At 42.1% G+C, this 24,722-nt stretch carries 19 protein-coding genes, 5 tRNA genes and 1 pseudogene; 9 read left to right on the top strand and 16 right to left on the bottom strand.

Annotated features, from left to right (window positions below):
* The first annotated feature begins 12 nt into the window (after window positions 1-12).
* Complete coding sequence (locus C7Y71_RS01415) at window positions 13-696, top strand: class I SAM-dependent methyltransferase (RefSeq protein ID WP_111897838.1); 684 nt, start codon at window positions 13-15, stop codon at window positions 694-696.
* A gap of 72 nt (window positions 697-768) precedes the next feature.
* Here the strand turns inward: C7Y71_RS01415 and C7Y71_RS01410 are convergent, their stop codons facing one another.
* The 4 genes from C7Y71_RS01410 to serS are packed head-to-tail and all read right to left on the bottom strand — an operon-like array spanning window position 769 to window position 6,202.
* Entirely contained in the window at window positions 769-3,873 is a 3,105-nt protein-coding gene (locus C7Y71_RS01410; protein WP_111897839.1) for a glycoside hydrolase family 2 TIM barrel-domain containing protein, read from the bottom strand.
* A 25-nt stretch (window positions 3,874-3,898) separates the two neighbouring features.
* Window positions 3,899-4,453 carry a peptide deformylase gene (gene def / locus C7Y71_RS01405; protein ID WP_111897840.1) on the bottom strand — a complete coding sequence of 185 codons (555 nt, stop codon included), beginning with the start codon at window positions 4,451-4,453 and terminating at the stop codon, window positions 3,899-3,901.
* 23 nt (window positions 4,454-4,476) lie between these two features.
* Window positions 4,477-4,902 (bottom strand): Holliday junction resolvase RuvX, encoded by a 426-nt coding sequence (gene ruvX / locus C7Y71_RS01400; protein ID WP_111897841.1) that lies wholly within the window; start codon window positions 4,900-4,902, stop codon window positions 4,477-4,479.
* A gap of 25 nt (window positions 4,903-4,927) precedes the next feature.
* Window positions 4,928-6,202 carry a serine--tRNA ligase gene (serS, locus tag C7Y71_RS01395; RefSeq protein ID WP_111897842.1) on the bottom strand — a complete coding sequence of 425 codons (1,275 nt, stop codon included), beginning with the start codon at window positions 6,200-6,202 and terminating at the stop codon, window positions 4,928-4,930.
* A gap of 87 nt (window positions 6,203-6,289) precedes the next feature.
* Here serS and C7Y71_RS01390 point away from each other — a divergent pair, with 87 nt between their 5' ends.
* Genes C7Y71_RS01390 through C7Y71_RS01375 form a run of 4 tightly spaced genes read left to right on the top strand, consistent with a single transcriptional unit; the run spans window position 6,290 to window position 10,477 of the window.
* Window positions 6,290-7,540 carry an HD domain-containing protein gene (locus tag C7Y71_RS01390; RefSeq protein ID WP_394366608.1) on the top strand — a complete coding sequence of 417 codons (1,251 nt, stop codon included), beginning with the start codon at window positions 6,290-6,292 and terminating at the stop codon, window positions 7,538-7,540.
* 35 nt (window positions 7,541-7,575) lie between these two features.
* The gene (locus C7Y71_RS01385; protein ID WP_111897843.1) at window positions 7,576-8,049 is read left to right on the top strand and encodes an alanyl-tRNA editing protein; all 474 of its coding nucleotides are present in this window, start codon (window positions 7,576-7,578) and stop codon (window positions 8,047-8,049) included.
* 13 nt (window positions 8,050-8,062) lie between these two features.
* On the top strand, window positions 8,063-9,418 hold the full coding sequence (locus tag C7Y71_RS01380) for an alpha-L-fucosidase (RefSeq protein ID WP_394366620.1): 1,356 nt from the start codon (window positions 8,063-8,065) through the stop codon (window positions 9,416-9,418).
* 42 nt (window positions 9,419-9,460) lie between these two features.
* Window positions 9,461-10,477 (top strand): carbohydrate-binding family 9-like protein, encoded by a 1,017-nt coding sequence (locus C7Y71_RS01375; protein ID WP_111897844.1) that lies wholly within the window; start codon window positions 9,461-9,463, stop codon window positions 10,475-10,477.
* 79 nt (window positions 10,478-10,556) lie between these two features.
* Here C7Y71_RS01375 and C7Y71_RS01370 read toward each other — a convergent pair whose 3' ends face one another.
* From C7Y71_RS01370 to C7Y71_RS12100, 10 genes and pseudogenes are all read right to left on the bottom strand, one after another.
* Complete coding sequence (locus C7Y71_RS01370; protein ID WP_111897845.1) at window positions 10,557-11,270, bottom strand: S24 family peptidase; 714 nt, start codon at window positions 11,268-11,270, stop codon at window positions 10,557-10,559.
* A gap of 94 nt (window positions 11,271-11,364) precedes the next feature.
* A tRNA-Arg gene (locus C7Y71_RS01365) sits at window positions 11,365-11,439 on the bottom strand.
* Window positions 11,440-11,579: 140 nt separating this feature from the next.
* Window positions 11,580-12,173 carry a hypothetical protein gene (locus tag C7Y71_RS01360; protein WP_111897846.1) on the bottom strand — a complete coding sequence of 198 codons (594 nt, stop codon included), beginning with the start codon at window positions 12,171-12,173 and terminating at the stop codon, window positions 11,580-11,582.
* A 163-nt stretch (window positions 12,174-12,336) separates the two neighbouring features.
* Window positions 12,337-12,409: transfer RNA gene (locus C7Y71_RS01355), tRNA-Gly, on the bottom strand.
* Window positions 12,410-12,430: 21 nt separating this feature from the next.
* Window positions 12,431-12,514: transfer RNA gene (locus C7Y71_RS01350), tRNA-Leu, on the bottom strand.
* A gap of 27 nt (window positions 12,515-12,541) precedes the next feature.
* Window positions 12,542-12,624 (bottom strand) — tRNA-Leu (locus tag C7Y71_RS01345).
* 28 nt (window positions 12,625-12,652) lie between these two features.
* A tRNA-Gly gene (locus tag C7Y71_RS01340) sits at window positions 12,653-12,725 on the bottom strand.
* A 245-nt stretch (window positions 12,726-12,970) separates the two neighbouring features.
* Entirely contained in the window at window positions 12,971-13,780 is an 810-nt protein-coding gene (locus C7Y71_RS01335; protein WP_111897847.1) for an ADP-ribosylglycohydrolase family protein, read from the bottom strand.
* A gap of 4 nt (window positions 13,781-13,784) precedes the next feature.
* Complete coding sequence (locus C7Y71_RS12105; RefSeq protein ID WP_193215984.1) at window positions 13,785-14,225, bottom strand: DUF1810 domain-containing protein; 441 nt, start codon at window positions 14,223-14,225, stop codon at window positions 13,785-13,787.
* Window positions 14,226-14,228: 3 nt separating this feature from the next.
* A pseudogene (locus C7Y71_RS12100) lies at window positions 14,229-14,600 on the bottom strand (A1S_2505 family phage non-structural protein); the annotation flags it as partial.
* 505 nt (window positions 14,601-15,105) lie between these two features.
* On the opposite strand from C7Y71_RS12100, the gene C7Y71_RS01325 reads away from it, so the two are divergent.
* The gene (locus C7Y71_RS01325; protein ID WP_111897849.1) at window positions 15,106-16,083 is read left to right on the top strand and encodes a polysaccharide deacetylase family protein; all 978 of its coding nucleotides are present in this window, start codon (window positions 15,106-15,108) and stop codon (window positions 16,081-16,083) included.
* On the top strand, window positions 16,080-16,625 hold the full coding sequence (locus tag C7Y71_RS01320) for an acyltransferase (RefSeq protein WP_111897850.1): 546 nt from the start codon (window positions 16,080-16,082) through the stop codon (window positions 16,623-16,625). The genes C7Y71_RS01325 and C7Y71_RS01320 overlap by 4 nt, the downstream gene beginning before the upstream one ends.
* Before the next feature lie 99 nt (window positions 16,626-16,724).
* On the opposite strand, the gene glgP is transcribed toward C7Y71_RS01320, so the two are convergent.
* Entirely contained in the window at window positions 16,725-19,286 is a 2,562-nt protein-coding gene (gene glgP / locus C7Y71_RS01315) for an alpha-glucan family phosphorylase (RefSeq protein ID WP_111897851.1), read from the bottom strand.
* A 39-nt stretch (window positions 19,287-19,325) separates the two neighbouring features.
* Window positions 19,326-20,996: a glycogen/starch synthase gene (locus C7Y71_RS01310; RefSeq protein WP_111897852.1), complete on the bottom strand. Its 1,671-nt coding sequence runs from the start codon at window positions 20,994-20,996 to the stop codon at window positions 19,326-19,328.
* Between the two features lie 419 nt (window positions 20,997-21,415).
* On the opposite strand from C7Y71_RS01310, the gene C7Y71_RS01305 reads away from it, so the two are divergent.
* Window positions 21,416-23,374, top strand: a complete 1,959-nt coding sequence (locus C7Y71_RS01305) for a glycogen debranching enzyme N-terminal domain-containing protein (protein ID WP_111897853.1) — start codon at window positions 21,416-21,418, stop codon at window positions 23,372-23,374.
* A 21-nt stretch (window positions 23,375-23,395) separates the two neighbouring features.
* Complete coding sequence (locus C7Y71_RS01300; RefSeq protein ID WP_111897854.1) at window positions 23,396-24,673, top strand: glycosyltransferase family 4 protein; 1,278 nt, start codon at window positions 23,396-23,398, stop codon at window positions 24,671-24,673.
* Window positions 24,674-24,722 lie beyond the last annotated feature (49 nt).

Here is a 24,722-nt window from a genome sequence, read left to right as displayed (position 1 = left end):
TTCTTTGACAATATGAGCACTTTGGAAGAAGACAGAGTTGTCGATTATTACAACAATATCGCAAAACAGTACGACAACGACCGCTTTGCCAACACATACGGGCGCTTTATCGACCAACAGGAAAGGCGTGCATTGGACACCCTTAACGTGTCGCCCGAAGGCACTCTTGACCTGCCCTGCGGCACCGGGCGACTTACAGGCTATGCATCCGAGTGCGCCGATGCCAGTGTGGAGATGTTGAAGATAGCACAAAAGCAGCACCCAGATAAACAATTCACACTCACTGATGCTTGCAAGACACCATTTCAAGACCGTTCGTTTGAAACGGTTCTTTCCTTTCATTTCCTGATGCACCTTGATGAGGACACAGTAGTCAAAGTGCTTCACGAAATGCACCGCATCATTGCGCCCGGCGGCAGGTGGATCTGCGACATCCCCTCGCTGAAACGCAGAAAACTCACCAACCGAAAACCCGAACTGTGGCACGGCAACACAAGCCTGGACATCAAACTCATGCAGGAGTTATGCCAAGGACTTTTCGAAATAAGGCAAGTAAAAGGCATCATGTTAGCACCCATCCATCGCCTCCCGAAATTCCTGCGCAAACCCATGTGTAGCATCGACTATGCGTTAGCCAATTCAAGATTGCTTAAAGAGTATAGTTCGTATCTTATTTTTGAATTGTTTAAAGTTTGATATAGACATTTACGAAACAATCGGGAACGGCACTATACCGCTCCCGATTTTATTATGTGATTAGTTGTAATCTTACTTCTTGCTGCAAATTCTGAATTTCACGACTTTATCGCCTGCCTTGAGCATATACTTTGGCAGTGGCCATGCTCCCCAACTATCGATGCAGCCTAAGCCCATTTGGTAGCCTATGTTTACGACTGTATAGTTGCGTGGTTTGAGGTCGCCACTATGCATGTGCTGTGCTTCTTTCTGTGGACCGCCGTCAAGGTCTGCTACTTCATAATGAAGGGCAGAGACTTCAACTGGTTCTTCTATGGACTTGATGAACAGCCCTTTTCCGGAATTATCCTTAACATCGAACCAACGCACATCTGTTTTGTTACCACTTTCCTGCGGACGTACATAGCCGAAATACTGTTCTGTTACGGTCTGTTTATATATGCCGAGCAAATCTCCGTCGTTTCTGTCTATGTAGTTTTCTCCAGGTCCACGACCATAGTACTCAATGTCTTCATAGCCTTTGGGCAGTGTTATCTGCATGGCTATGCGGGGAAGAAGTTGGTTTTGATCTTCTGGGATGAGTTGTTCGGTTACGTCCAATCCTTCAGCATTCATCTGGTATGTCATGATGAGCTGGCACTTCACGGCAGGCATTTCATATTTTGCAGTTACCTTACCTGCTTCTACCTTAAATTCCTTGAGGTTCATCGCGGGTTCTTTCCATGCAGCAAAACGTCTTTGGAAGCCTGCACCATAATCGTTGTCTGTCGGAGCACGCCAGAAGTTGGGCTTGAGGCTTGTTCCATACTTAAGCAGTGGTTTGCCGTCGATGTCGATATAGTCAATCCATCCGGTGTATTTGTTGAATGTAACGCTCATGTTGTCTTGCGAAAGCGTTACTGCTGCTTTCATTTCGCGCTTTTGTGGATTTACAAGCAGAGGTGTTGCAGGCACAACGGATTCCGTGCTCTTAGCAACGAGTTGCTGACGTGCAACGGCATAGCCTGTTTTGAGAAGAGGTTCATCGTTGTTGAGGACATACTTCAATGTAATTAACACATCGCCTTGCGAACGAAGTGTCGTCAAGTCGCTTGCATTACCCAATGTGAGCACTTGGCGTTGTTGTGGTAATAATTTGATGTTTGATATGGTTCCGTCCTTCATTGTCTCACCATTTACTGACATCTGCCAGTTGAGCGACACGTTATCGATGGTGCGGAAAAAGTTTTCATTATACACCTCGATTTGTGCCTTTTCTGCATCTTTGAGTGTGGTCCACAAATTCTGGTAATAATAGCGTACCTCGTTAGCATGAGGATTAGGTACTCTGTCGGGACGTATCAGACCATTGCAGTTGAAGTTGTGGTCGGAAGCAGGATAACGTCCGAAGTCGCCACCGTATGCAAATGACGGGAGTCCGCTGTTGGTCTTTCCTGATCCCACCTGCATCACGCCATTCTCGTCTCTGTGTGCTGTTATACCTTGGTCAACAAAGTCCCAGATAAATCCACCCTGATAGTGAGGATATTCGCGGATTATTCTCCAATAGTCGCGGAAACCTCCCATAGAATTACCCATGGCATGCGCATATTCACATTGAATCAAAGGTTTCTTAGGACTTTCTTTGACATATTTTTCGCTCGCATCAGGTCTATAGTACATCGGGCAGAAAATATCTGTCTTACCATCTTTTTCTGCGCGTTCATACTGAATAGGACGTGAGGGGTCGTATGCTCGTACGAAATCGTAGGCTTTTTCAAAGTTTGAACCATAGCCGGCTTCATTGCCAAGGCTCCAGATGATGATAGACGGGTGGTTTTTCAGCACATATACATTGTTCTTGTTCCTTTCTATATGTGCTTGTTCCCATGAAATGTCTTTTGCAAGAGACGCCTTTCCGTAACCCATACCATGACTTTCAAGGTTCGCTTCGCCAACTACATAAAGTCCATATTGGTCGCACAGGTCGTACCAACGCGGGTCGTTGGGATAGTGGCTGGTACGCACAGCGTTGATATTCATTTCCTTCATTATCTTGACGTCTTGCACCATTCTGTCAACGCTTATTACATAACCGCCATCCGGATCAAGTTCATGACGGTCAGCGCCTTTAATCAAAATTGGCTTGCCATTTACAAGAAGTTGGGCATTTTTAATCTCCACTTTTCTGAAGCCAACATTCTGCACAAGGCTCTCAACAACAGAGCCGCTGGCATCTTTCAAATTGACCTGCAATTTGTATAGATTAGGTGTTTCTGCTGTCCATTTAGCAGGGCTTTTCACTTTCAGATTCGCCTCTGCGCCTTTACCAGATACCACTTTGTTGCCATTAGTGTCGAGAAGGATATATTCAGGTGTTGCACCGCTACCCTCAATTATGGTTTTGACTGTAATCGTACCATTCTTATAATTTGCATCAAGGTCGGGAATAGCAATAACATCTTTGATATGTACTTTCGGGCGGCTATAGAGATAGACTTCACGTGCGATTCCTGTAAAGCGCCAGAAGTCTTGGTCTTCAAGATATGAGCCATCGCACCAACGCATAATTTGCAAGGCAATCAGATTTCTTGCACCTGGTTTTATATATTCAGTAATATCGAATTCTGCTGCAACCTTGCTGTCCTCACTATAACCTACCCATATTCCGTTTACCCACACTTGCAGATTGGAAGTAGCAGAGCCTACGTGCAAAACAACTTTTCCCCCGTTCCACGTGGCAGGCACATCAACAAATTTGCGGTATGACCCTGTGTAGTTGTTGTTTTCTTCTACGACTGGTGGATTATTGTCAAACTGGGTGTTCCAGGCATAACCCACATTTTTATAAATGGGGTCTCCGTGACCGTTCAGTTCAAACAGTCCGGGCACGGGAAAATTTTCCCATTTGGAATCGTCAAAGTCTGATTTAAAGAAATCTTTGGGAGCATCTTGGTGATCATTAACGAAATTGAACTTCCATGTACCTTCCAACGAAATATAGCGGCTTGAAGACTTTTTGTCGCCATTTAGGGCTTTGTCAGCATCTTCAAAAGCAAAAAAGTCAGACCGTGGCTCTTCCGTATTGATGCGATTTTTTGATTGGTCAAGCCAATATGGCTTTGTCTCATTCTGAGCATTTGCCACAAACGGTAAAAGCCCCAAAACGAGCAGCGATTTTAAGATTATCTTTTTCATATTTTCATGGTTTTATCGATTTCATTTAGTGGGCTGTTTTAATCTTGTAATTGCAACTCACCTTTCCCTTAATGATGTTTGTGAGACTTTTCCGGACAAGACGTTTACGTAGTGGTGAGAGCCTGTCTGTAAAAAGAAATCCATCGAGATGGTCTATTTCGTGTTGCAGCACACGGGCGAGGTAACCGTCAACCCACTCATCGTGCATCTCAAATTTTTCATCCTGATATGATATTCTCACTCTTGATGGTCTTTTAACTTTTTCATGAATGCCTGGTATGCTGAGACAGCCTTCCTCTATCATCACCGTTTCCGAACTTTCTTCCTCTATGTAAGGATTGATGTAAGCCTTGTTGAAACCCTCATATTCAGGGTACTCATCCTTGAGAACATCGAGTGTTACAACAATCAGGCGTATGGGAAGGCCAACCTGAGGTGCTGCCAGTCCTACACCTTCCGACTTATACATCGTCTCAAACATGTTCTGAATAAGTTGAGATAATTCAGGGTATTCAGGAGTAACGTCTTCAGTTTCTTCCCTTAGTACATTCTGCCCGTATGTATAAATTGGTAGTATCATTTGTATTATTTAATGTTATTTCTTTATACTTTATTTCTTTGCTTGCTGTTCATATAATCCTGTAGAATAATGCAGGCACTGATTTCGTCCACTAAGGCTTTGTCCTGCCGTTGTTTCTTTTTTAGCCCACCATCCAACATGGCTTGATGGGCAATGACAGAAGTGTAACGTTCGTCATAGAAATCTACGGGAATATCAGGGAATGCCTTTTCGAGTTGTTTGGCAAAGGACATGACTTTGCTGTATGTGTCGGATGGCGCACCATTGGTCTGCATAGGCTTTCCCATGACAAAACATTCCACATCCTCCTTATTGGCATATTCCTTTAGAAATGACAACAACTCAGACGTCTTGACTGTGGTTAATCCGTTGGCTATGATTTGCAGCGTATCGGAAACTGCGATGCCACAACGTTTTGTACCATAATCGATGGAAAGCAACCTGCCCATTGATGATATTATCTTGAAATAAGAATCAACAAATCAAATCAGTACCCATATAAGGTTGTAGCGCCTTAGGAACACGAATACCGTCGGGTGTCTGGAAGTTCTCAAGTAATGCTGCAACTATGCGTGGCAGCGCGAGTGCAGAACCATTAAGAGTGTGGCAAAGTTGAATTTTCTTCTCTGCATTGCGATAACGACAATGCAAACGATTGGCTTGATAGGTATCGAAATTAGAGACTGAACTTACCTCTAACCATCTTTGTTGGGCTTCGCTATAAACTTCAAAATCGTAACAAAGTGCTGCGGTAAAACTGATATCGCCACCACATAGGCGCAGAATGCGATAAGGTAATTCAAGTTTTTGTAGCAATCCTTCTACATGGTCAAGCATCTCTTGATGTGACTCTGCAGAATGTTCAGGCGTGTCAATGCGTACAATTTCTATTTTAGAGAATTCATGAAGACGATTTAGACCTCTTACGTCTTTTCCGTAAGAACCTGCTTCACGGCGGAAACACTGTGTGTATGCGCAATTCTTAATAGGCAATTGCTTCTCGTCAAGTATAACATCGCGATAGATGTTTGTTACAGGAACTTCTGCGGTTGGAATAAGATACAAATCATCATTTTCGCAATGATACATCTGCCCTTCTTTATCAGGGAGTTGCCCTGTGCCGTAGCCTGACGCAGTATTTACCACAGTAGGCGGCATGATTTCAGTATAGCCAGCTTTTCTTGCTTCGTCAAGAAAAAAATTGATAAGAGCGCGTTGAAGACGTGCACCCCACCCTATATATACGGGGAAGCCAGCGCCTGTTACCTTAACACCAAGATCAAAATCAATAAGATTGTATTTTTTTGCTAACTCCCAGTGAGGCAGCGGATTCTCAGGTAATGGTATGTCATGTCCGCCAGTTTTTACAATTTCATTGTCTTCAGCAGTAGCACCTTCTGGCACTAAGTCGTATGGCAAGTTTGGAATAGTAAGAAGCATGGCTGTCATGTCTTCTTGTGCTTTTGCCATGCGTTCTTCAAGAGACTTATTGCTTTCTTTTATTGCTGCTACTTTTTGCTTGGCGGCCTCTGCTTCATCTTTCTTTCCTTCTTTCATGAGGAGCCCTATACTCTTTGAGATGCTTTTCAATTGTGAAAGATTATTGTCCAGTTCTGCCTGCGTCTTCTTTCTTATATCATTGAACCCTAAAACGGCATCAACCGCTTCACGGGCATTTTTGAAATGCTTTTTTTCCAGACCGCGAATGACGGCCTCTTTGTCATCTGTAATTTGTTTAATTGTTAGCATATTATTATGAATATTTGTTATCAGTTAGAGAATATTGAATCAGTGTTCATATCTTTAATCTGCAAAAATAGCGAAATAATACTATTTATGACTAAATTTGCAGAGGAAAATCCTCATCACTTCCTAATGACAACTATCATTGATCCTGTATATGGTTTTATCCATATCCCTCTCGGACTCCTCCGTAACATAGTAAAGCACCCTTATTTCCAACGACTTGAACGCATTCACCAGTTGGGAACGAGCGCAATGGTCTATCCTGGTGCTCAACATACAAGAAAACAACATTCTTTGGGAGCATACCATCTTATGACACGTGCGTTCAGTACACTTGCAAGCAAGGGCGTGTTTTTGTTCGATAGTGAAGTTGAAGCCACAGAGGCAGCCATTCTTATGCACGATTTAGGACATGGTCCATATTCACATGTCCTCGAAAGTGTTTTCGTGCCAGGTATGAGCCACGAGACCATCTCGCTTATGATGATGGAACAAATCAATGAAGCGATGCATGGCGAGTTATCATTAGCCATAAGTATTTTCAAAAATGAACATCCAAAGCATTTTCTCCATGAACTAATCAGTAGCCAACTTGACATGGATCGTCTTGATTACTTGTGCAGAGATAGTTTCTATACAGGAGTACGTGAGGGGAACATCGGCGCACAACGCTTGATACAGATGCTGGAGGTGCGTGATGACAAACTACTTATAAACGAGAAAGGCATCTACACAGTGGAAAATTATCTAATGGCGCGTCGTGTGATGTACTGGCAGGTGTATCTACATAAAACCACTGTTGCTGCTGAAGAAGTGTTGCGTTGCGCTCTAAAGCGTGCAAAGTCTCTTGCAAGGGATGGACATCAATTACCATGCTCACCTGCTCTGCATTTCTTTCTTTACAACGAGATTTCACCCGAAAGATTTGCAAACGATCCAGAATGTCTTAACCAATACTCCATGCTTGATGATAGCGACATTCTTACTGCATTAAAGATGTGGTCAAAATCGGAGGACAAAGTGCTCGCTATTTTGAGCAATGATTTCATAAATAGGACCCTCTTCAAAGCCATCGTAAGTGATACACCATTATCAGAAGAAACCATTGAAGAAAAGTGTAAACTCATGCAAAAAGAATTAGGCATTTCATATTCTGAAAGCAAATACTTTGTGCGCTATCGTAAGTTACAAAATGAAATGTACTCCACAGTTGCTGATGGCATTGACCTTATAGACATGAATGGAAATATTCACGATTTGAGCAGTGTGTCGCACATCGTTCGGAACGAAACATCCAATTTGAAAGATAGCAAATACTACCTTTTGTATCAGCGATTATAAGAAACTTTTCAAAAACGAAATGACGAGTATAACAAATGGATAAACAACTTAACGAACATAATAAGTCTGAACATGCCCCATCCCACACAGCAGAACATTTGCTCAATCAAACTATGGTAAGAATGTTCGGCTGCGAACGATCAAGAAATGCCCATATAGAACGCATGAAAAGCAAAATAAGTTATCACATACAAGTTAAACCAACGGATGCGCAAGTAGATGGTATTGTACAGAAAATGAATGAGTTAATACAAGCCAATCTGCCCGTATCATACCATTACTATATCCAACAAGACTTACCTGAAGATATTTCAACGGAACGTCTCCCTGAAAATGCAAGCGAAACAGTTAGAGTGGTCAGAATTGGCGATTATGATGCTTGTCTTTGTGCAGGAAACCATGTCAATAGCACGTCTGAAATAGGCGAATTTATCCTCTTAGGTACGAACTGGGACGAAGAGAAAAAGAATTTTCGCATACGTTATAAAGTAAAACCTTTATCAGAATAAAATCATGAAATACATAAAGAATATGATGAGATTTCCCACCTTAATAGCCACATTAGTGTTTTCGCTTGGAAATACTGCTATTTCAGCACAAAATGTAGAAGAATCTGCTGAACATAAGCAGCGCATGGAGTGGTTTGATAACGCAAAATTGGGTATATTTATCCATTGGGGAATATATGCTGTGAATGGCATTTCCGAAAGTTGGTCATTCTATAACAATTACATCCCATACTCTGAATATATGCAACAAGCAAAAGGATTCACTGCAAAACACTACAATCCTCAAGAATGGGTTAAACTCATAAAAGAGAGCGGTGCTCAATACACTGTCATTACCACGAAACATCACGATGGTGTGGCGCTGTGGGACACACAAGCTGGCACGCTTAGCACAAAAAAATCAACACCTGCTAAAAGAGACTTGATAACACCCTTCGTAAAGGCTGTAAGAGATAGTGGTTTGAAATTAGGACTCTATTATTCCCTACTCGATTGGTCACATCCCGATTATCCCAATTGGACTAAAACTACAACAAGATATAAGATTTCCGATGACACTGCGCGCTGGCAAAGGTTCTGCGACTTCAACTTTGCCCAAATGAAAGAACTCAACAATCAGTTCAAACCCGATTTGTATTGGTTTGATGGCGATTGGGAACAAACTGCTCTCGATTGGCGTGCTGCAGACATTGTCAGTATGCTGAGAAAAGACAATCCTAATGTTATCTTCAATTCGCGCATTCAAGGCTATGGCGACTATGCCACACCAGAACAAGGAGTGCCTGTTGTTCGCCCCAAAGAACCACATTGGGAACTTTGTATGACTATGAATGACAGTTGGGGATGGCAGCCACATGACAAGAATTTTAAGTCGCCTTATATGCTACTTCGCACCTTTGTGGATTGTTTATCAAACGGCGGCAATATGCTACTTGACATCGGACCACGAGAAGATGGCACTATTCCGCAGGAAGAAATAGATATATTAAAGGAGTTCGGACGATGGATAACAAAACATAAGGAAGCCATATACGAAACACGCGCTGGTATTCCGAACGAACATTTCCAAGGTTATACAACGCTAAATCCCTCAGGCGATATCTTGTATTTGTATCTACCATATCGTCCAAATGGCGTTGTTGAAATTAAAGGCTTGGTTAACAAGGTAAATCGCGTTTGGGTTGTCGGAAATGGCACAATGCTCAATTATAAAGTTTATAACAAAAACTATTGGAGCGAAGTGCCTGGCAACCTATATATTGATGTACCTGACGAAGTGCTCGATCCGCAAATAACGGTTCTTGCAGTTCTGCTCGATGGACCTGCAAAACTATACAGAGGTGCGGGTCAGGTTATCAGTGTTAATTGAAAATGCATAATTATTGTACTTTCCATCCAAACATTTCTTAGAATGAAAACAAAGTTATTATACATTATAATTACCTTTCTTTGTTCATGCGTTATGACAGATGCTCAATCTGTTCTTGAAAAATACGCATCATGCCTGACGGTACCTCGCGTATATAATTGCCATAAAGCAAAAGTGGCGCCCATTATTGATGGTTGTGCAGATGACGTGGCATGGCATGAAGCCGAAGAGACAGAATTATTTGTTGATATAAGCGGAGAAGGACATCCTGCCCCACTTTATGATACGCGTGCCAAGATGCTTTGGGACGAAGATAACTTCTACGTTCTTGCCACCATCAAAGAGCCCTACATAAGGGCACAACTCGAAAATCACGATGATATTGTTTGGCATGAGAATGATTTTGAAGTGTTTATCGACCCTAATGGTGACGGTAAGGAATATTTTGAAATAGAAGTTAATGCACGGAACACTCTGTTCGAACTCTTTATGACACGTCCTTATCGAAGCGGTGGACAGTTTGTCTCAACATGGGACTGTCCCGGACTGAAATCTGCAGTTCATTGCAATGGCTCATTGAATGATTCAACCGACATAGACGAGGGGTGGACCGTTGAGATGGCAATACCGCATGAAGCCCTGAAAGTTGGGTTTGACAATGGTCTTAAGCAAGGACGTATATGGCGAGTGAATTTTTCTCGTGTGGAATGGCTGAAAGATGGAGGTCCTGAAGAAAACTGGGTATGGTCGCCTACGGGTGCCATAAATATGCACATGCCCGAACGCTGGGGGTACGTATGTCTGCTTGATGAAGGAGCAACAACTTCAACAATAACACGCACTAAAGAAGAGATTTTGATTTGGGCACTTTATTATGCAGAAAAGGACTATTACACAAAACACAAGACTTACACTAATTCACCAAAAGTTCTGGGAGTCGCAGAAGTGGATCTTATAGGTATTGATAGACGTAAATTAAACATAGAATGTACGCGCAATAAGTTTGAAATTCAATATAAGTCGGACGACAGAACTATCAGAGTAACAAGCGAGGACTAATCAATTGAATCCGAAAAATCCTGTGCATTGTTGCGCAGGATTTTTCATTATGACGTTTTCTGTAAACTGCAGAATAATATTACATAGGTGCAAACTTCCTTATGGAGAATGTTACACGTGCTATTGATGTGATACACGACTTGTGAACTTCCATCGTGGCATGTTCCTTGTTGTAGGAAACCAATTTGTAATGTCCCTCTTTTTCAGAAGGCTGTATGTACTTCACTACAATAGAGATGTCTCCTGCGTTCTCAATCTGAAGAACGTAGATTTCACCATAGATTACACTTTCCAAATCATGAAGAGAAACGCAACCTATGATGTCGCCGGCCTTAAGCAGTGGGTACATCGAGTCGCCCACAACAAACATGCCGCCTTCTGCGCGAGGCATCTTAGGAAAGAGTACCATTCCGGCAAGATATTCAGGATTGCTGCCTGCAAAAATGGAGTTCAGACCGGCTGAAACTTGTATCTCATAAATTGGCACAGGATCTACCTGTTCTTTATAATCCTTTACAAATATATGACTGCCACTATCCGTCTTAACTACATTTTGGTTGGTCATTTTGCCTTCTCCTTTCAGCAACCACGTACGATTGATGTTAGGATAGGCCTCCAGAAACGCTTCAATCGTGTTTCTGCTTGGTTTCTGATAACCTCGCTTAATGGCTGTCAGTGTTGAGTCGGCTGGGAGTATCTTTTGTTTAGCCAATTTGTAACCAGTAACACCCAAAACATCCATAGCCTTGAGAAAGCGCTCTGATAAAGGATTAAGATTATCTGCTTTAATCATATTTTATTTGATAAACCAGGTTATGCTATAATGACTTGCGTTAGAATAGTATAGATAATTGCTAAGATTAAAAATATATACCTTGACAAGTTTGTGATCCGGTTGGGATTCGAACCCAAGACCCACAGCTTAGAAGGCTGTTGCTCTAATCCAACTGAGCTACCGGACCAATCGACTGCAAAATTAGTGCATTTTATTGATTAAGCGAAACAAAATACGAAATAATCTTCTTTAAGGGGATTATATTTGATTAAATTGTTATTATTGATAGCAAATTCAATACAAAAAATGCCTCACCCTTACTTAAACTTAAAACATCGACTTTACGCTTTCAACATCCTCGGGTGTAATCACTTCTCCAACATAATCAAATGAATAGTTGTTGCCTCGAGAACTGGGGAACTGGCTGCGAAGGTCTATGTCTTGACGGTTTTTTAGATGTGCTACCATCTTGTCGTAGCAGTCCTGTCCGCTTCTGCCTTTTACAAATGCAGAGAATCTGGTATCTTGATATTGGAACTTTTGTGTTTCCGGTATTTGTATAACGCGCTTAAAAGTCATCAGACAGAAATACCAACCTTGAATATCTTCTGTCAGTTGGTTCTGTCGGGTATCTTTCTTAGTATGCATTTCTTCAACATCATGCAGTGGTGTAGCACTCTTTTTGTTGTATGCCTTGAATTCCTCCATAGTTTCAGCAGTAGTCTTGATGAGGATGAAATACACTCGCGGCCGGATTTTGTAACGCTTAGGATAAGGCATTTCGCTCTCTATGTAAGCATTGATTTCGTCATACAACTGTTGTGTAACTGTAATGTCGGGTATGCTATTGAGAAAATCTACAAGTTCATCGATGTTATGAACCAGCACGTCCTGGTCAAAATATCTCGCGTATATGTTCACTGTTGTATAATTTAAGTTTGCGTGCGTAACTTCAAAAATCAGGTTTTTGTTTTATACTTTCAAAATAATGATGGCTTCCTGTTTTTCTTGAATTGTAATATGTAAAACGATGAATTCTAAAACGAATTCAAAATACCAAAATCGGAGCTTTCGCTCCGAGTTGAGCGGAAAACGGGACTCGGACCCGCGACCCCAACCTTGGCAAGGTTGTGCTCTACCAACTGAGCTATTTCCGCAAAATACTATCACTCAAAGAGTGAAGAGGAGGAGACTCGAACTCCCACGTCGTAATTGACACTACCCCCTCAAAGTAGCGCGTCTACCAATTCCGCCACCTCTCCGTTCTTTTCGTAGTAGTCTGAACTCAGTGCCCAGAACAGGACTCGAACCTGCACGTCATTGCTGACACTAGTACCTGAAACTAGCGCGTCTACCATTCCGCCACCTGGGCTCGATTTAGAGTTCTTTACAATATGTTGAGCGGAAAACGGGACTCGGACCCGCGACCCCAACCTTGGCAAGGTTGTGCTCTACCAACTGAGCTATTTCCGCTTATAATCATTGCTACAGCAACGGCATTTCGTCAAATGCGGTGCAAAGATACTGCTTTTTTTTTATTATCCAAATATTTTTGAAAAAAACTTACACGCGTGTAACTCAAAGCGGAGAAGCACGCTATGGAAAATCTGATGTGTTGCATTGTAGAATCAAAAATTTGAGTTTTTCTGAACACTCTTTGATTGTCCTTGTCTCGTGGTCATTCTCTTGTATGCATTTAGTCCGAATCTTTTAACTGTTCAGGTAGGATTATTGTGATATACCAATTTTTCAAATTTATCCATGATTCTTATTAAATCATCAGGCAGATATTTTGTGAACTGCGACATCAGTTGTTCTTCTCTCCATTCTTTATTTGCCGCAAATATGGAACATGCAATCGCGGCAATAGTATCAGAATCTCCACCTATTGAAATAGCATTTCGCACACACTCCTCCAACGACGTACTTTCGAGGAAAGCAATGATGGCTTCAGGCACACTTCCTTGGCAGCTAACGTCAAATGAATAGTTTGGCCTGATCTCGTCAAGTGTCCTGTTTAAGTTATAATCATATTTTTGCGGGATTTTGCTTCTAATTATTTCTTTTGCAGATTCAAGATGGTCTGCATCCTTGCAGATGAAAACACATTCTGCAACCGCCAATGCTCCCTTTATGCCTTCCGGGTGGTTATGGGTTACAATGGCGGATTTCTTGGCAAGTTCCAAGGATTCTTCAAGAGAAGTGGCATACAGAGCCACAGGGCTTACACGCATGGCAGAGCCATTTCCCCAACTATTATAGGGTTGAGGATTGTTTGATGCCAGCCACTTTCTGAATCTGCCACCATAACCGGCTCTTGGATGAGCATGTCCAAGTTGTTGCATTGCATTTATCAGCCCTTGTTCCGAATGCTCGAGATCTTCCATTAACCATTTGGCAACAGCCAGGGTCATTACACTGTCATCTGTATATCGAGTTGATGACCTGTGAAGAGGAAAGTTCTTCCTTTTCACATTATTCCATTCGTAGGCACTCCCTACAATGTCTCCAAATACGGCTCCTAACATTGACCTACTTTTTTGTTTTTAGGTTATTTATAGTTCTCTTGTCGTTAGTATTATCATAGAACACCGCTAATACTTCTTCAAAAATGTCATTAGGCGAAGCGGCATTGAACAATGTCATGCAGGAACGCACCTTCATTGCATCCAAGCCGCCAAATATATCTTTTGCTGCTAAATCTTTGTGCATAAGAAGCACATTCGTAATCTCTCTCAGTCTTTTGCCAAGGACAGGATGATTAAGGTATGCTTCTGCTTCTTCTATGCCGCTTATACCATAAAATTTAGAATTCCAACTATGGCCGAGATGCTTTAGTTGAGGAAAAATATACCATATCCAGTGTGAACGCTTTAATCCATCCTTTACTTCTTTCAACGCTTGTTCATAGTTGGAGGCTTGAATCCTGACAAAACGGCTCAAATCATACTTGTCTTCACCTTCCAGTTCCATTACAAAAGATTGCGGAAGGATGACATTCTCCACATCTAATGCATTTTGAAACAGTGGGGCAATCTCTCTTATCTTAAATCCGGCTATTCCACAGCCAATCTGAGTTACATAGAATTTAAGTTCGGGACGAGTCCGGGCAAAACGAATGAAGTCGTCAACATAAGGTCTGATAGTTTCCACCCCACCTTGCATCGTAGGAATGGCATAACTTTGACCATGTAGCCCTACTCCTTCTCCCCATATTGCGCCAAACTTATTATAAGCAAGACGGGCTGCACCGCCACCGTGTGCTCCGGCAAGATTGCTGCCAAAGACAAATATCTCATTCTGCTTTAACTCTGAAATTCTTTCAGGTGTATATTCTCTGTTGTACATGTCTGTATGTTTTTGATTATTCCCAATAGTAAATTCATTCTTTCACTTGCATAATATCGCCAATTATTTTTTTTTCACAAGACGTCATTTCCTCCACAGGTGTTCAGGCCGCTTTCACTACACATCCCCACTTCTGTTAAGAATACTATATGTTGATGCATTTTATCAACCTTGACTTTCTTTCTCCTCATATATAGTATTGACCATCCTGTCGTCTTTGCCTTTAAATCAAGCCAGAATTACCTTCGTTGCAGTCCTTTGTGATTGATGTTAAATCTGAAGTGAAATGATACTTTCGTTCGCGAATTGATTGTTGTCTCTCGATTTGTTTGTGTATTTGTTAGCAAATATACGCCTTAAATGTCGATGCTCCAATTTTCTTGTGTAAAATTTACATTAGAGTGATTGTCTTGAATTTTGGAATTTTTAATATGTGCTTTATAAATGTTTTGACCATTTCGAGAAAAATACATAATTTTGCGTTTGATATAATAGTTTCGTAATCATGAACAACCTTCTAAAGAATACACTTTTAACATTTAAAGTTGACGCACTTATCAGGGCGAATAACCGCTGTCCGAGAATTGTTTTCTGGCATGGTGTTGACGATAGGATAAATTCTGAAGTTGAACAAGAGATTTTCGATGTAGAGATTTTCGAAAAGCAGATAGCGTATATATCCAAACACTTTGAAATTGTATCAATAGAAGAATTTGAAAAACGATATTTGGCAGACGATTTTACAGGAAGAGAAGTTGTTTTGACCTTTGATGATGGTTATGCCAACAATCTTTATAAAGTTCAACCGATTCTAAATCGTTTCGGTCTGCCTTTCAGTGTGTTCGTTTCAACAGACAACATCAGTAACGGAGAGTACTTTCCCACTTCTGTCAATAGAATTATAGTGAAAGGTGCTGATTTGCAAGAGATTAATATTCCCTCGCAGCAGTTGCACTTCAGCGTTCGGAATGATGATGAACGCGGGAAGGTGGTTCGTCAGATTTCCGACCTTCTGAAAACAAAGCCCTTGGATGAGGTTAAGCAAATTACCAATGATTTGATATCTAATGTCTCACAGGATGTATGGGAAGCCCTTAAAGAAAAATACAAGTCAGTTCGTCCAATGACTTGGGATGAAGTGCGCGAATTACACAAAAAGGGCGCAACAATAGGTTCACATTGTCAACAACACATTTGTTGCCACGACAATCAGAACGAAGATGTTCTTGAACAACAAATCAAACAAAGCAAACAGATTATAGAAAAAGAACTGGGAGCAGAATGTCGGTATTTTGCATATCCGAATGGTAATTTCACTACGTTCAGCAACAAATGTGTTGAAGACAGTTACGCTTTAGGTTTCTCTACCAAAGGTCGCGAACGCATTACGTCTCAATCACAGAAAGCCATAATACCACGTATTGGACTGCCTATAACGCTCAACACCTTTAAGTTACTTATCAATTTATTCCCAAGAAAATGAGTTCATTAGCACATAAAATAAAAGTAGCGCCAAGAGTTATCTCTCACGAGTTTGTTGTTTACATTAAATGGTTGCTATTCAAAATTGCAAAGAATTGGGTCATTCTGAACCGCATTAGTGCACGTTTGCGTCCATGGTTATGGAAAAAAACGGGAGTACAGATAAATGGCAAGGTTTGTATTGGCTACGACGTGTATTATGACGTAACAAACGCAAAACTCTTGAGAATAGACGAAGGCGCATGGATTACGAGCCGTTGCCTGCTGCTGTGCCATCGTCGCGACATGTCGGGATACAGAGTTGGCGATGATGTAAACAAACTGCCCTATATCAAGGCTGAAGTGCATATCTGTAAAGGTGTTCATCTCGGCATGGGCAGCATTGTGATGCCCGGCGTAACCATAGGAGAAGGTGCAATAATCGGAGCGGGTTCTGTCGTTACAAAAGACATTCCGGCGTGGACAATAGCCGTAGGCAATCCCTGCCGTGTTATTAAAGAGATAAAGCAGAGAGACGACAGTTCAGGCACTGAGAAAGACTAAGAAGACAGCAATTTCATTAAAGTATGCATAAACAAAGAAGTTGACCTGAGATGAGGTCAACTTCTTTGTTTGTTAGAATGTTGTTACAATACGCTTGTATCAATAGAACCAGCGAACATAGCAGAAGTCTTGTCTGTGAGTAAGGAGTGAATGCTTGGGGTACATTCTGTATGCAACCTTAAACGTGCCTGCAAGATCCATTGCCATAGAAATCTTGAATGTATAGAGATTTCCTTCGCGTTTCACTAATTCCATAGGACAAGCCTTATAGAAGTGCTCATTTCCGTCGATGGTGCTCATAATTACAAGGTCAACACCGATAGCATCGTCTAAGCCTGCTTCGTCTATGACGTAGGACACAGTAAATTGTTTTCCACTGATTACATCATTGCTTGAGATGTTCTCACTCTTTTCGCTTGATACAATGCGAATTGCGTCCCATTTCTCTGCAACATTTTCTTTCCATGCAGCGAGTTCTTTTGCCTTACGATTGTTGTCTGCAGAAAGCACTTTCATGTGCTCTGCCAAAGGACCATAGAACTTCTCGTAGTAGTCATCCAATTGGCGTTTCATCGTGTAGTGAGGTGCAATCTTTGCGATTGAATTCTTTACAACTCTTACCCAATTTTCGCTATAGCCTTGTGCATTGCGGGCATAGTAAAGCGGAATGATTTCCTGCTCAAGCATAGAATAGATGGTGCTGGCATCGAGACGGTCTTGATACTCCTGATTGTCGTAGGTGCGCTTTTCTGTCAGTGCCCAACCAGCGCCTTCACGATAGCCTTCATACCACCATCCGTCGAGTACACTGAAGTTGACAACACCATTCATAAGTGCTTTCTCACCGCTTGTTCCGCTGGCTTCGAGTGGACGTGTCGGTGTATTCATCCAGATATCCACACCACTCACCAGACGGCGGGCAAGTTGTATGTCATAGTTCTCGAGGAAGAGTATCTTTCCGATAAATTCAGGGCGCTGTGAAATCTCGAATATTTTCTTTATAAGCCCCTGCCCTGCCCCATCTGCCGGGTGTGCTTTACCTGCAAAGATAAACTGAACCGGATAGTTGGGGTTGTTAACTATCTTGGAAAGTCTGTCTAAGTCGGTGAAGAGCAGGTGCGCACGCTTATATGTAGCAAATCTTCGTGCGAAACCAATAGTCAGAGCATTTGGATTGATTTTCTCGAGCAGAGAAACTACGCGAGAAGGATCGCCTTGATTTTTGAGCCATGACTCACGGAAACGTGCGCGGATGAAGCGTACGAGTTTTTCCTTGAGGGCAGTACGGGTTTCCCAAACCACCTTGTCTGGCACATTGTAAATGGCCTCCCAAATATTTGCATTACTTTGGTCGGACATGAAAGTTTTGTCGAAATACTTTTTATATACCGTTTTCCATTCAAAGGCGCACCATGTTGGGAAGTGTACACCGTTTGTAACGTAACCTACATGACTCTCCTGTGGGAAATAGCCCTTCCAGATGTGCTGGAACATGTCGCGGCTTACGTTTTGGTGCAGATAACTTACACCATTCACTTCCTGACAAGTCTTGCAGCAGAATGTTGACATACAGAATTTTTCGTTCTTGTCTTCGGGATTAGTCCTTCCAAGTCCGATAAATTCGTCCCAGGTAATTCCAAGACGTGATGGATAACCACCCATATATCTTCCGAACAGGTTTTCATCAAAATAATCGTGACCGGCTGGTACAGGTGTGTGTACCGTATAGAGCGAAGAAGCGCGGACAAGCTCTAATGCTTCGTTAAAATTAAGCCCTTCTTCTACATAGTCAACAAGACGTTGCACATTACACAGCGCTGCATGTCCTTCGTTACAATGATAGATATCTTTTGTTATGCCCAAACGCTTAAGAGCGAGCACACCACCGATACCTAGAAGAAACTCTTGCTTAATTCTGTTTTCCCAATCACCACCATAGAGTGAGTGTGTGATAGTGCGGTCGGCATCTGCATTGAATTGGTTATCGGTATCAAGCAGATAAAGTTCAACACGACCCACATGTGCAACCCATAATCCAGCATGCACATCACGACCTGGGAATGGAACATCTACCATAATTTGGTTACCATGTTCGTCAAGGACCTTGTCAATTGGCAGACGGTCAAAATCCTGTGGCTCGTAATTGGCTATTTGCTGACCATCGAGTGATAATGACTGTGTGAAATAACCATACCTGTATAGGAAACCTATTCCGCACATGTTAACATTACTGTCAGATGCTTCTTTCATGTAGTCGCCAGCCAAAATACCCAAACCGCCAGAATAGATTTTCAGTGTATGGTGCATACCATATTCCATGCAGAAATATGCAACGGAAGGGCGATCTGTATTGGGTTTTACAGACATGTAACTCTTGAATTCCTTATACACCTTCTCCATTCTTCCAATAACTTCTGGGTCATCGGCAAGTTCTTCCAATTTATCGTAATCCATACGATAGAGCAATTCCATCGGATTGTGGTCAACTTCTTTGTAAAGTTCCGGGTCAAGACTGCGGAAAAGTTCCTTTGCAGGCTGATTCCATACACTCCAAAGATTACGTGCAAGTTCGTCAAGTTTAATCAACTTTTCAGGCAGATGCGACTTGACGTTCAGCGTTATCCAATTAGGATAATTAGCATTACAGATTCTTACTTTCATGTGTTATGCGTTTTATATATTGTTTTCGTTTTTTGTAATTTATTGTTGACTTTGTGCCTTTTGCAATGCAAAATGGAACGCTTGCATATAGTTGTCTGCAAAGGTGCTCCATTGGGCTTGATTTGCTATTGCAGCGGCTTTTTTGCGGATGTTGCTTCTTTGACGTGGTGTTAATTCGCTGTATGCCATTATGGCGAGACTGATATCTGCAGAAACCTTGAAATAATTATTGTCGTCTCTATGAAGCACGGCAACACCTTCGTTTAATGTGCAATCATGGCCTTTGGTCTCATTAACCCACTGACCGAAACCACTCAGGTCAGTGGTGATGCAAGGTATGCTGAATGCGCAACTTTCGAGCGGAGTATATCCCCATGGCTCATAATATGAAGGGTACACACACAGGTCGTTTGCTGTAAGCAGGTCATAATATGACATATTAAAGATGCCATCGTTGCCTTCGAGGTAGCACGGTATGAAAACAACTTTTACTGGGTCGTTGGGCTCGTTGTTCAGTCCAAGCGCCTTTATCATGTTCAATATCCTGTCTTCATACGGATTGTGAAGCCAATGAGTTAGATTAGGTTCATTCAAAGGCTCGGAGTATGTATCTTTGGTCTTTAACCTTTCCGCCAAATCCTCTCTGGCACCTGCACACCATGCAGGTACTTCCACAAGAGCAAGCACCATGGTCTTTTTTGCGTTTTGGATACCTTTCAGTTGGCTGTTTAGTTCAGAAAGTGCATCAATATATACGTCAAAGCCCTTGCATCGGAAATCGTTCCTGCCACTCGTGCTGACAATCAGGACATCATCTTCAATTTTGCTCGCAGTCAAAGCCTCGGCTGCATTTATAATCGCTGTCCTTGCCTTTTTTCTTGTTTTTGTTAATTCTGCACCTACAGGTACAAAATCATTTTCAAATCCGTTTGGAATAACCACATCAGCGGCTTTCTCCAACAACTGGATGCATTCTTTATTTGTAAAAGAACTGACAGTGGTAAAACAGTCCGCGCGATGCGCACTTTGTTTTTCAACACTATGCTTGGCTTCCATGTTGAGTTCCAAAGCCATTTGGTCGCCATTGTAGCCTTCGAAATACTCGTAGAGATTCTTGTTGTTGCTCGTAATGCTTCTTCCTATGCTTGTGGCATGTGTTGTGAAAACAGTTGCAACTTGTGGCAGATTCTTCTTGAGGAACATCATCCCCAGTCCGCTCATCCATTCGTGCGCCTGATAGACTATATGTTTCTTTTCTGAAAGGAATTCACGTATAATGATTTCTGCAAAGCGCCCTGCTGCATAAGAGAACATGGATGCTTCATCGTAATCACCGTAGGAATGAAGTGAGTCCACTTTGAAGTATTCCCAGGCAAGACCATAAAGTTGGTCCTTAATGTTGTAATATGTTTTGAAATCAACCAATACTGCAAGCGGTTTGCCAGGCACCAGCCAGTGTCCTACACGAATTTTAAGGCCACCATCTGCTGCGGCCTTCACCCAATCTTTGTGCAGTGTTTTGCTTTCCTTAAAATAAGGACATGCGTCATCTTTCCAAATGTCTGGTCCAACGAAGCAGACGTTGTTCTTGTGCCTTTGCTCAAGTGTCTTGGCAATAGAAGAAAGAACTGTGTATATTCCACCAACTTTATTGCAAACTTCCCAGCTTGTTTCAAAAACAAAGTCAGCATGAATGAGTTTTGAATTCATTAATAATAATATAGCGGTGCTTTACATGGAATTTTAAAATCTCCATTTAAGCCATTTCACATCAATTTTTGTTGCGCAAAATTACATAAAAGCGCCAAACAGACCAAACAATATGCAGATGAGTAAACACAAAACCAAATGATTTTTAGTTTGTAAACAAGATTTGTAATATTGAGTTTAAAAACATTGTAAAAAGAGAACTTTAACCTTATTTCTTGCGTTGAGTTTAAGTTGGGTTGATATAATATGCTAAAGCATAAAATTGCCATTTAAATTTTGCAAATTGGAAATAATGATATAATTTTGTAACAAAGTTAAATATTTGAAATATCACACCATGAAAATTATATAGTTTAGATTAACCTTTATATTAGGTTGCCCTTATAATAATTAACATCAAAAACTATAAACCACTTTCTATGCCATACTTACACTTTGACAAGACGCAGATGGCTAATCTTCAGGACAGTTTGTTCAAAGAGTTGCTGATTACAAATCGGCAAGGTGCCTACTGCTCAACCACATTGGTTGGTTGCAACATTCGAAAGTATCATGGCCTGTTGGTAGTCCCCGTACCCGAAATCGACGATGAGAACCATGTATTGCTCTCTGCGCTGGATGAGACAGTTATCCAGCACGGAGCAGAATTCAATCTTGGCCTTCATCGTTATCAAGGCGGGCACTACAGTCCTAAGGGCCATAAATACATTATGAGTTTTGATTGGGACAAGGTTCCGACATGGACATACCGGGTTGGTGGCGTCATTCTGAAAAAGGAAATAGTATTCCGTCGCCAAAAGAAATTCCAGATTTTGATTCGCTACACTCTTGTTGACGCTCACTCCAAGACCTTACTTCGCCTGAAGCCTATGCTTTCATTCAGAAGTGTCAGAGCCTGGACACATGCCAACAACGCAGCAAACACAGGTTTTACACCAGTCGATCAAGGCATCTCTATGCGGCTCTATGAAGGTTATCCCGACCTCTACATGCAAACAGACAGACCTTGTGAATTCAAATACGACCCCAACTGGTATCTCGGACTTGAATATCCGAAAGAAGCTGAGCGTGGTTATGGCGACGTAGAAGACGCGCTGGTTCCCGGCTATTTCGAAACAGAACTGAAGAAAGGCGAGAGCATCGTATTCTCTGCAGGTACGACAGAGGCTGACGCGAAACTTTTAGAAATTAGCATGTCCGGCGAAATGGCGACGTTGGACCACCACGACAGTTTCGTACATTGTCTGGTCAATGCAGCGCACCAATTCCGTGTTGAAAAAGACGGCGAATTATACATGATGGCAGGTTTCCACTGGTTCAAGGCACGTGCCCGCGACACATTCATGTCATTACCAGGATTAACGCTCTCTATCGGCGAACGTGAACGTTTTGAGCAATATATGGACACCGCCACTAAAGCGTTGGATGATTTCCTCGAAAGGCGCGACATCAGTGTCGATATTTACGAAATGGACCAGCCCGACGTGCTGTTGTGGGCAATGTGGTGTATTCAGCAATACAGCAAACATGTCGGCAGGAAAGAATGTTACGAAAAATATGGCGTCTTGCTCAAACGCATAGCACAGTTCATCTATGATGGGAAACACGAGAATTTATTCATGCATTCTAACGGTCTCCTGTACACTAATGGTCACGACAAACCGGTAACATGGATGAATTCTACCATTGATGGCCGCCCCATCGTTCCACGTTCGGGTTACATTGTAGAGTTCAATGCGCTATGGTATAATGACCTTTGTTTTATCGATCAACTTCTGTCAGAAAATGGAAAGACTGAAGAAAAAAACATGGCAAAGAAGACAAAAGAACTCGCAGAAAAGGTCGGAAAATCGTTCAAAGACGTATTCCTGAACGAATATGGCTATCTCTTCGACTTCGTTGACGGACAGATGGCAGACTGGAGCGTACGCCCCAACCAATTATTGGGTATCGCGCTCGACTTCTGCCCACTCGACATACATGAACGAAAGCGTGTTCTTGATATTTGTACAAAGGAGTTGGTAACTCCAAAGGGCATCAGAAGCCTGTCGCCAAAGAGCGGTGGTTATAATCCGCTCTACACAGGTTCACAGACTCAAAGAGACTTGGCCTACCATCAGGGCACTGCATGGCCTTGGCTGACGGGTTTCTATCTTGAAGCATATCTTCGTGTATATAAGATGAGCGGCGTTAACTATATTGAACGCCAACTTATAGGATTCGAAGAAGAATTGTTCTACCACAGTCTTGGCACGATACCAGAACTGTTCGACGGCAATCCTCCATTCCACGGACGCGGTGCTGTATCACTTGCCATGAATGTAAGCGGCATCCTGAGAGCCATCAGAATGCTTGATAAGTATCAGAATAATCAGTAACGCATAATACATATACACGATATGAAAGTATTAATGTTCGGATGGGAATTTCCACCTCATATTTTGGGAGGTCTCGGAACCGCAAGTTACGGCATAACAAAAGGCCTTTCCGCACAGCAAGACATGGAGATTACTTTCTGCATACCCCGTCCATGGGGCGATGAGGACAAATCGTTCATGAACATCATCGGAATGAGCCAAACGCCTATTGTTTGGAAAGATGTAAGTTATGACTATGTGAAAGAACGCATAGGCGACAAGATGACACCGGAACAATACTATGCACTCAGGGATCATATCTACGCAGATTTCAGTTACAGGATGACTGACGACCTTGGCTGTATCGAGTTCTCAGGAAAATATCCTCAAAACCTACACGAAGAAATCAACAATTATTCAATCGTTGCAGGTGTAATAGCACGTCAGCAGGAATATGACATCATCCATGCACACGATTGGCTTACTTATCCAGCAGGCATCCATGCTAAGTCTATCTCAGGCAAACCTTTGGTAATTCACGTACATGCCACAGATTTCGACCGTAGTCGCGGTAATGTCAATCCCACTGTTTACAGCATAGAGAAAGATGGTATGGACCACGCAGACTGCATCATGTGTGTGAGTGAACTGACTCGTCAGACTGTTATCAATCACTATCATCAAGACCCGGCTAAATGCGTGGCAATGCACAATGCCGTATATCCCTTAGACCCGGAAATCAAGAAATTCGTTGACATTCCTATAGAGAATGCTGAACAACGCGACAAAGTTGTTACCTTCCTCGGACGTATCACAATGCAGAAGGGACCGGAATACTTTGTTGAGGCTGCCGCCAAGGTGCTCAATCGTACCAAAGGCATACGTTTCTGCATGGCAGGTTCCGGCGACAAGATGGACGAAATGATTGACCTCGTAGCCAAGAAAGGTATTGCTGACAGATTCCATTTCCCTGGCTTCATGAAAGGGCATCAGGTGTATGAAGCATTCAGGGAAAGTTACGTTTACGTCATGCCATCAGTCAGTGAACCTTTCGGCATCTCGCCCCTTGAAGCCATGCAATGCGGTGTACCAAGCATCATCAGTAAACAGAGCGGATGTGCAGAAATTCTGACAAATTGTGTCAAGACTGATTATTGGGACATCGATGCCATGGCTGACGCAATATATGCGCTATGCACATACCATTCGTACCACCACTACCTTAAAGAAGAAGGACGTAAGGAGGTTGACCAAATAACATGGGAAAAGGTGGGCGAACGCATCTACAACTGCTATAAGGAATGCCTGGGTTGGAAATGATGCAAGAACAGAACAACAAAAAGAAATAATAATTATAAAAATACGAAAT

The organism is Pseudoprevotella muciniphila (assembly GCF_003265305.2).
Classification (GTDB): Bacteria; Bacteroidota; Bacteroidia; order Bacteroidales; family Bacteroidaceae; genus Alloprevotella; species Alloprevotella muciniphila.
The sequence above is the reverse complement of the archived record's forward strand: the minus strand, read 5'-3'. Positions and strand labels throughout refer to the sequence as shown.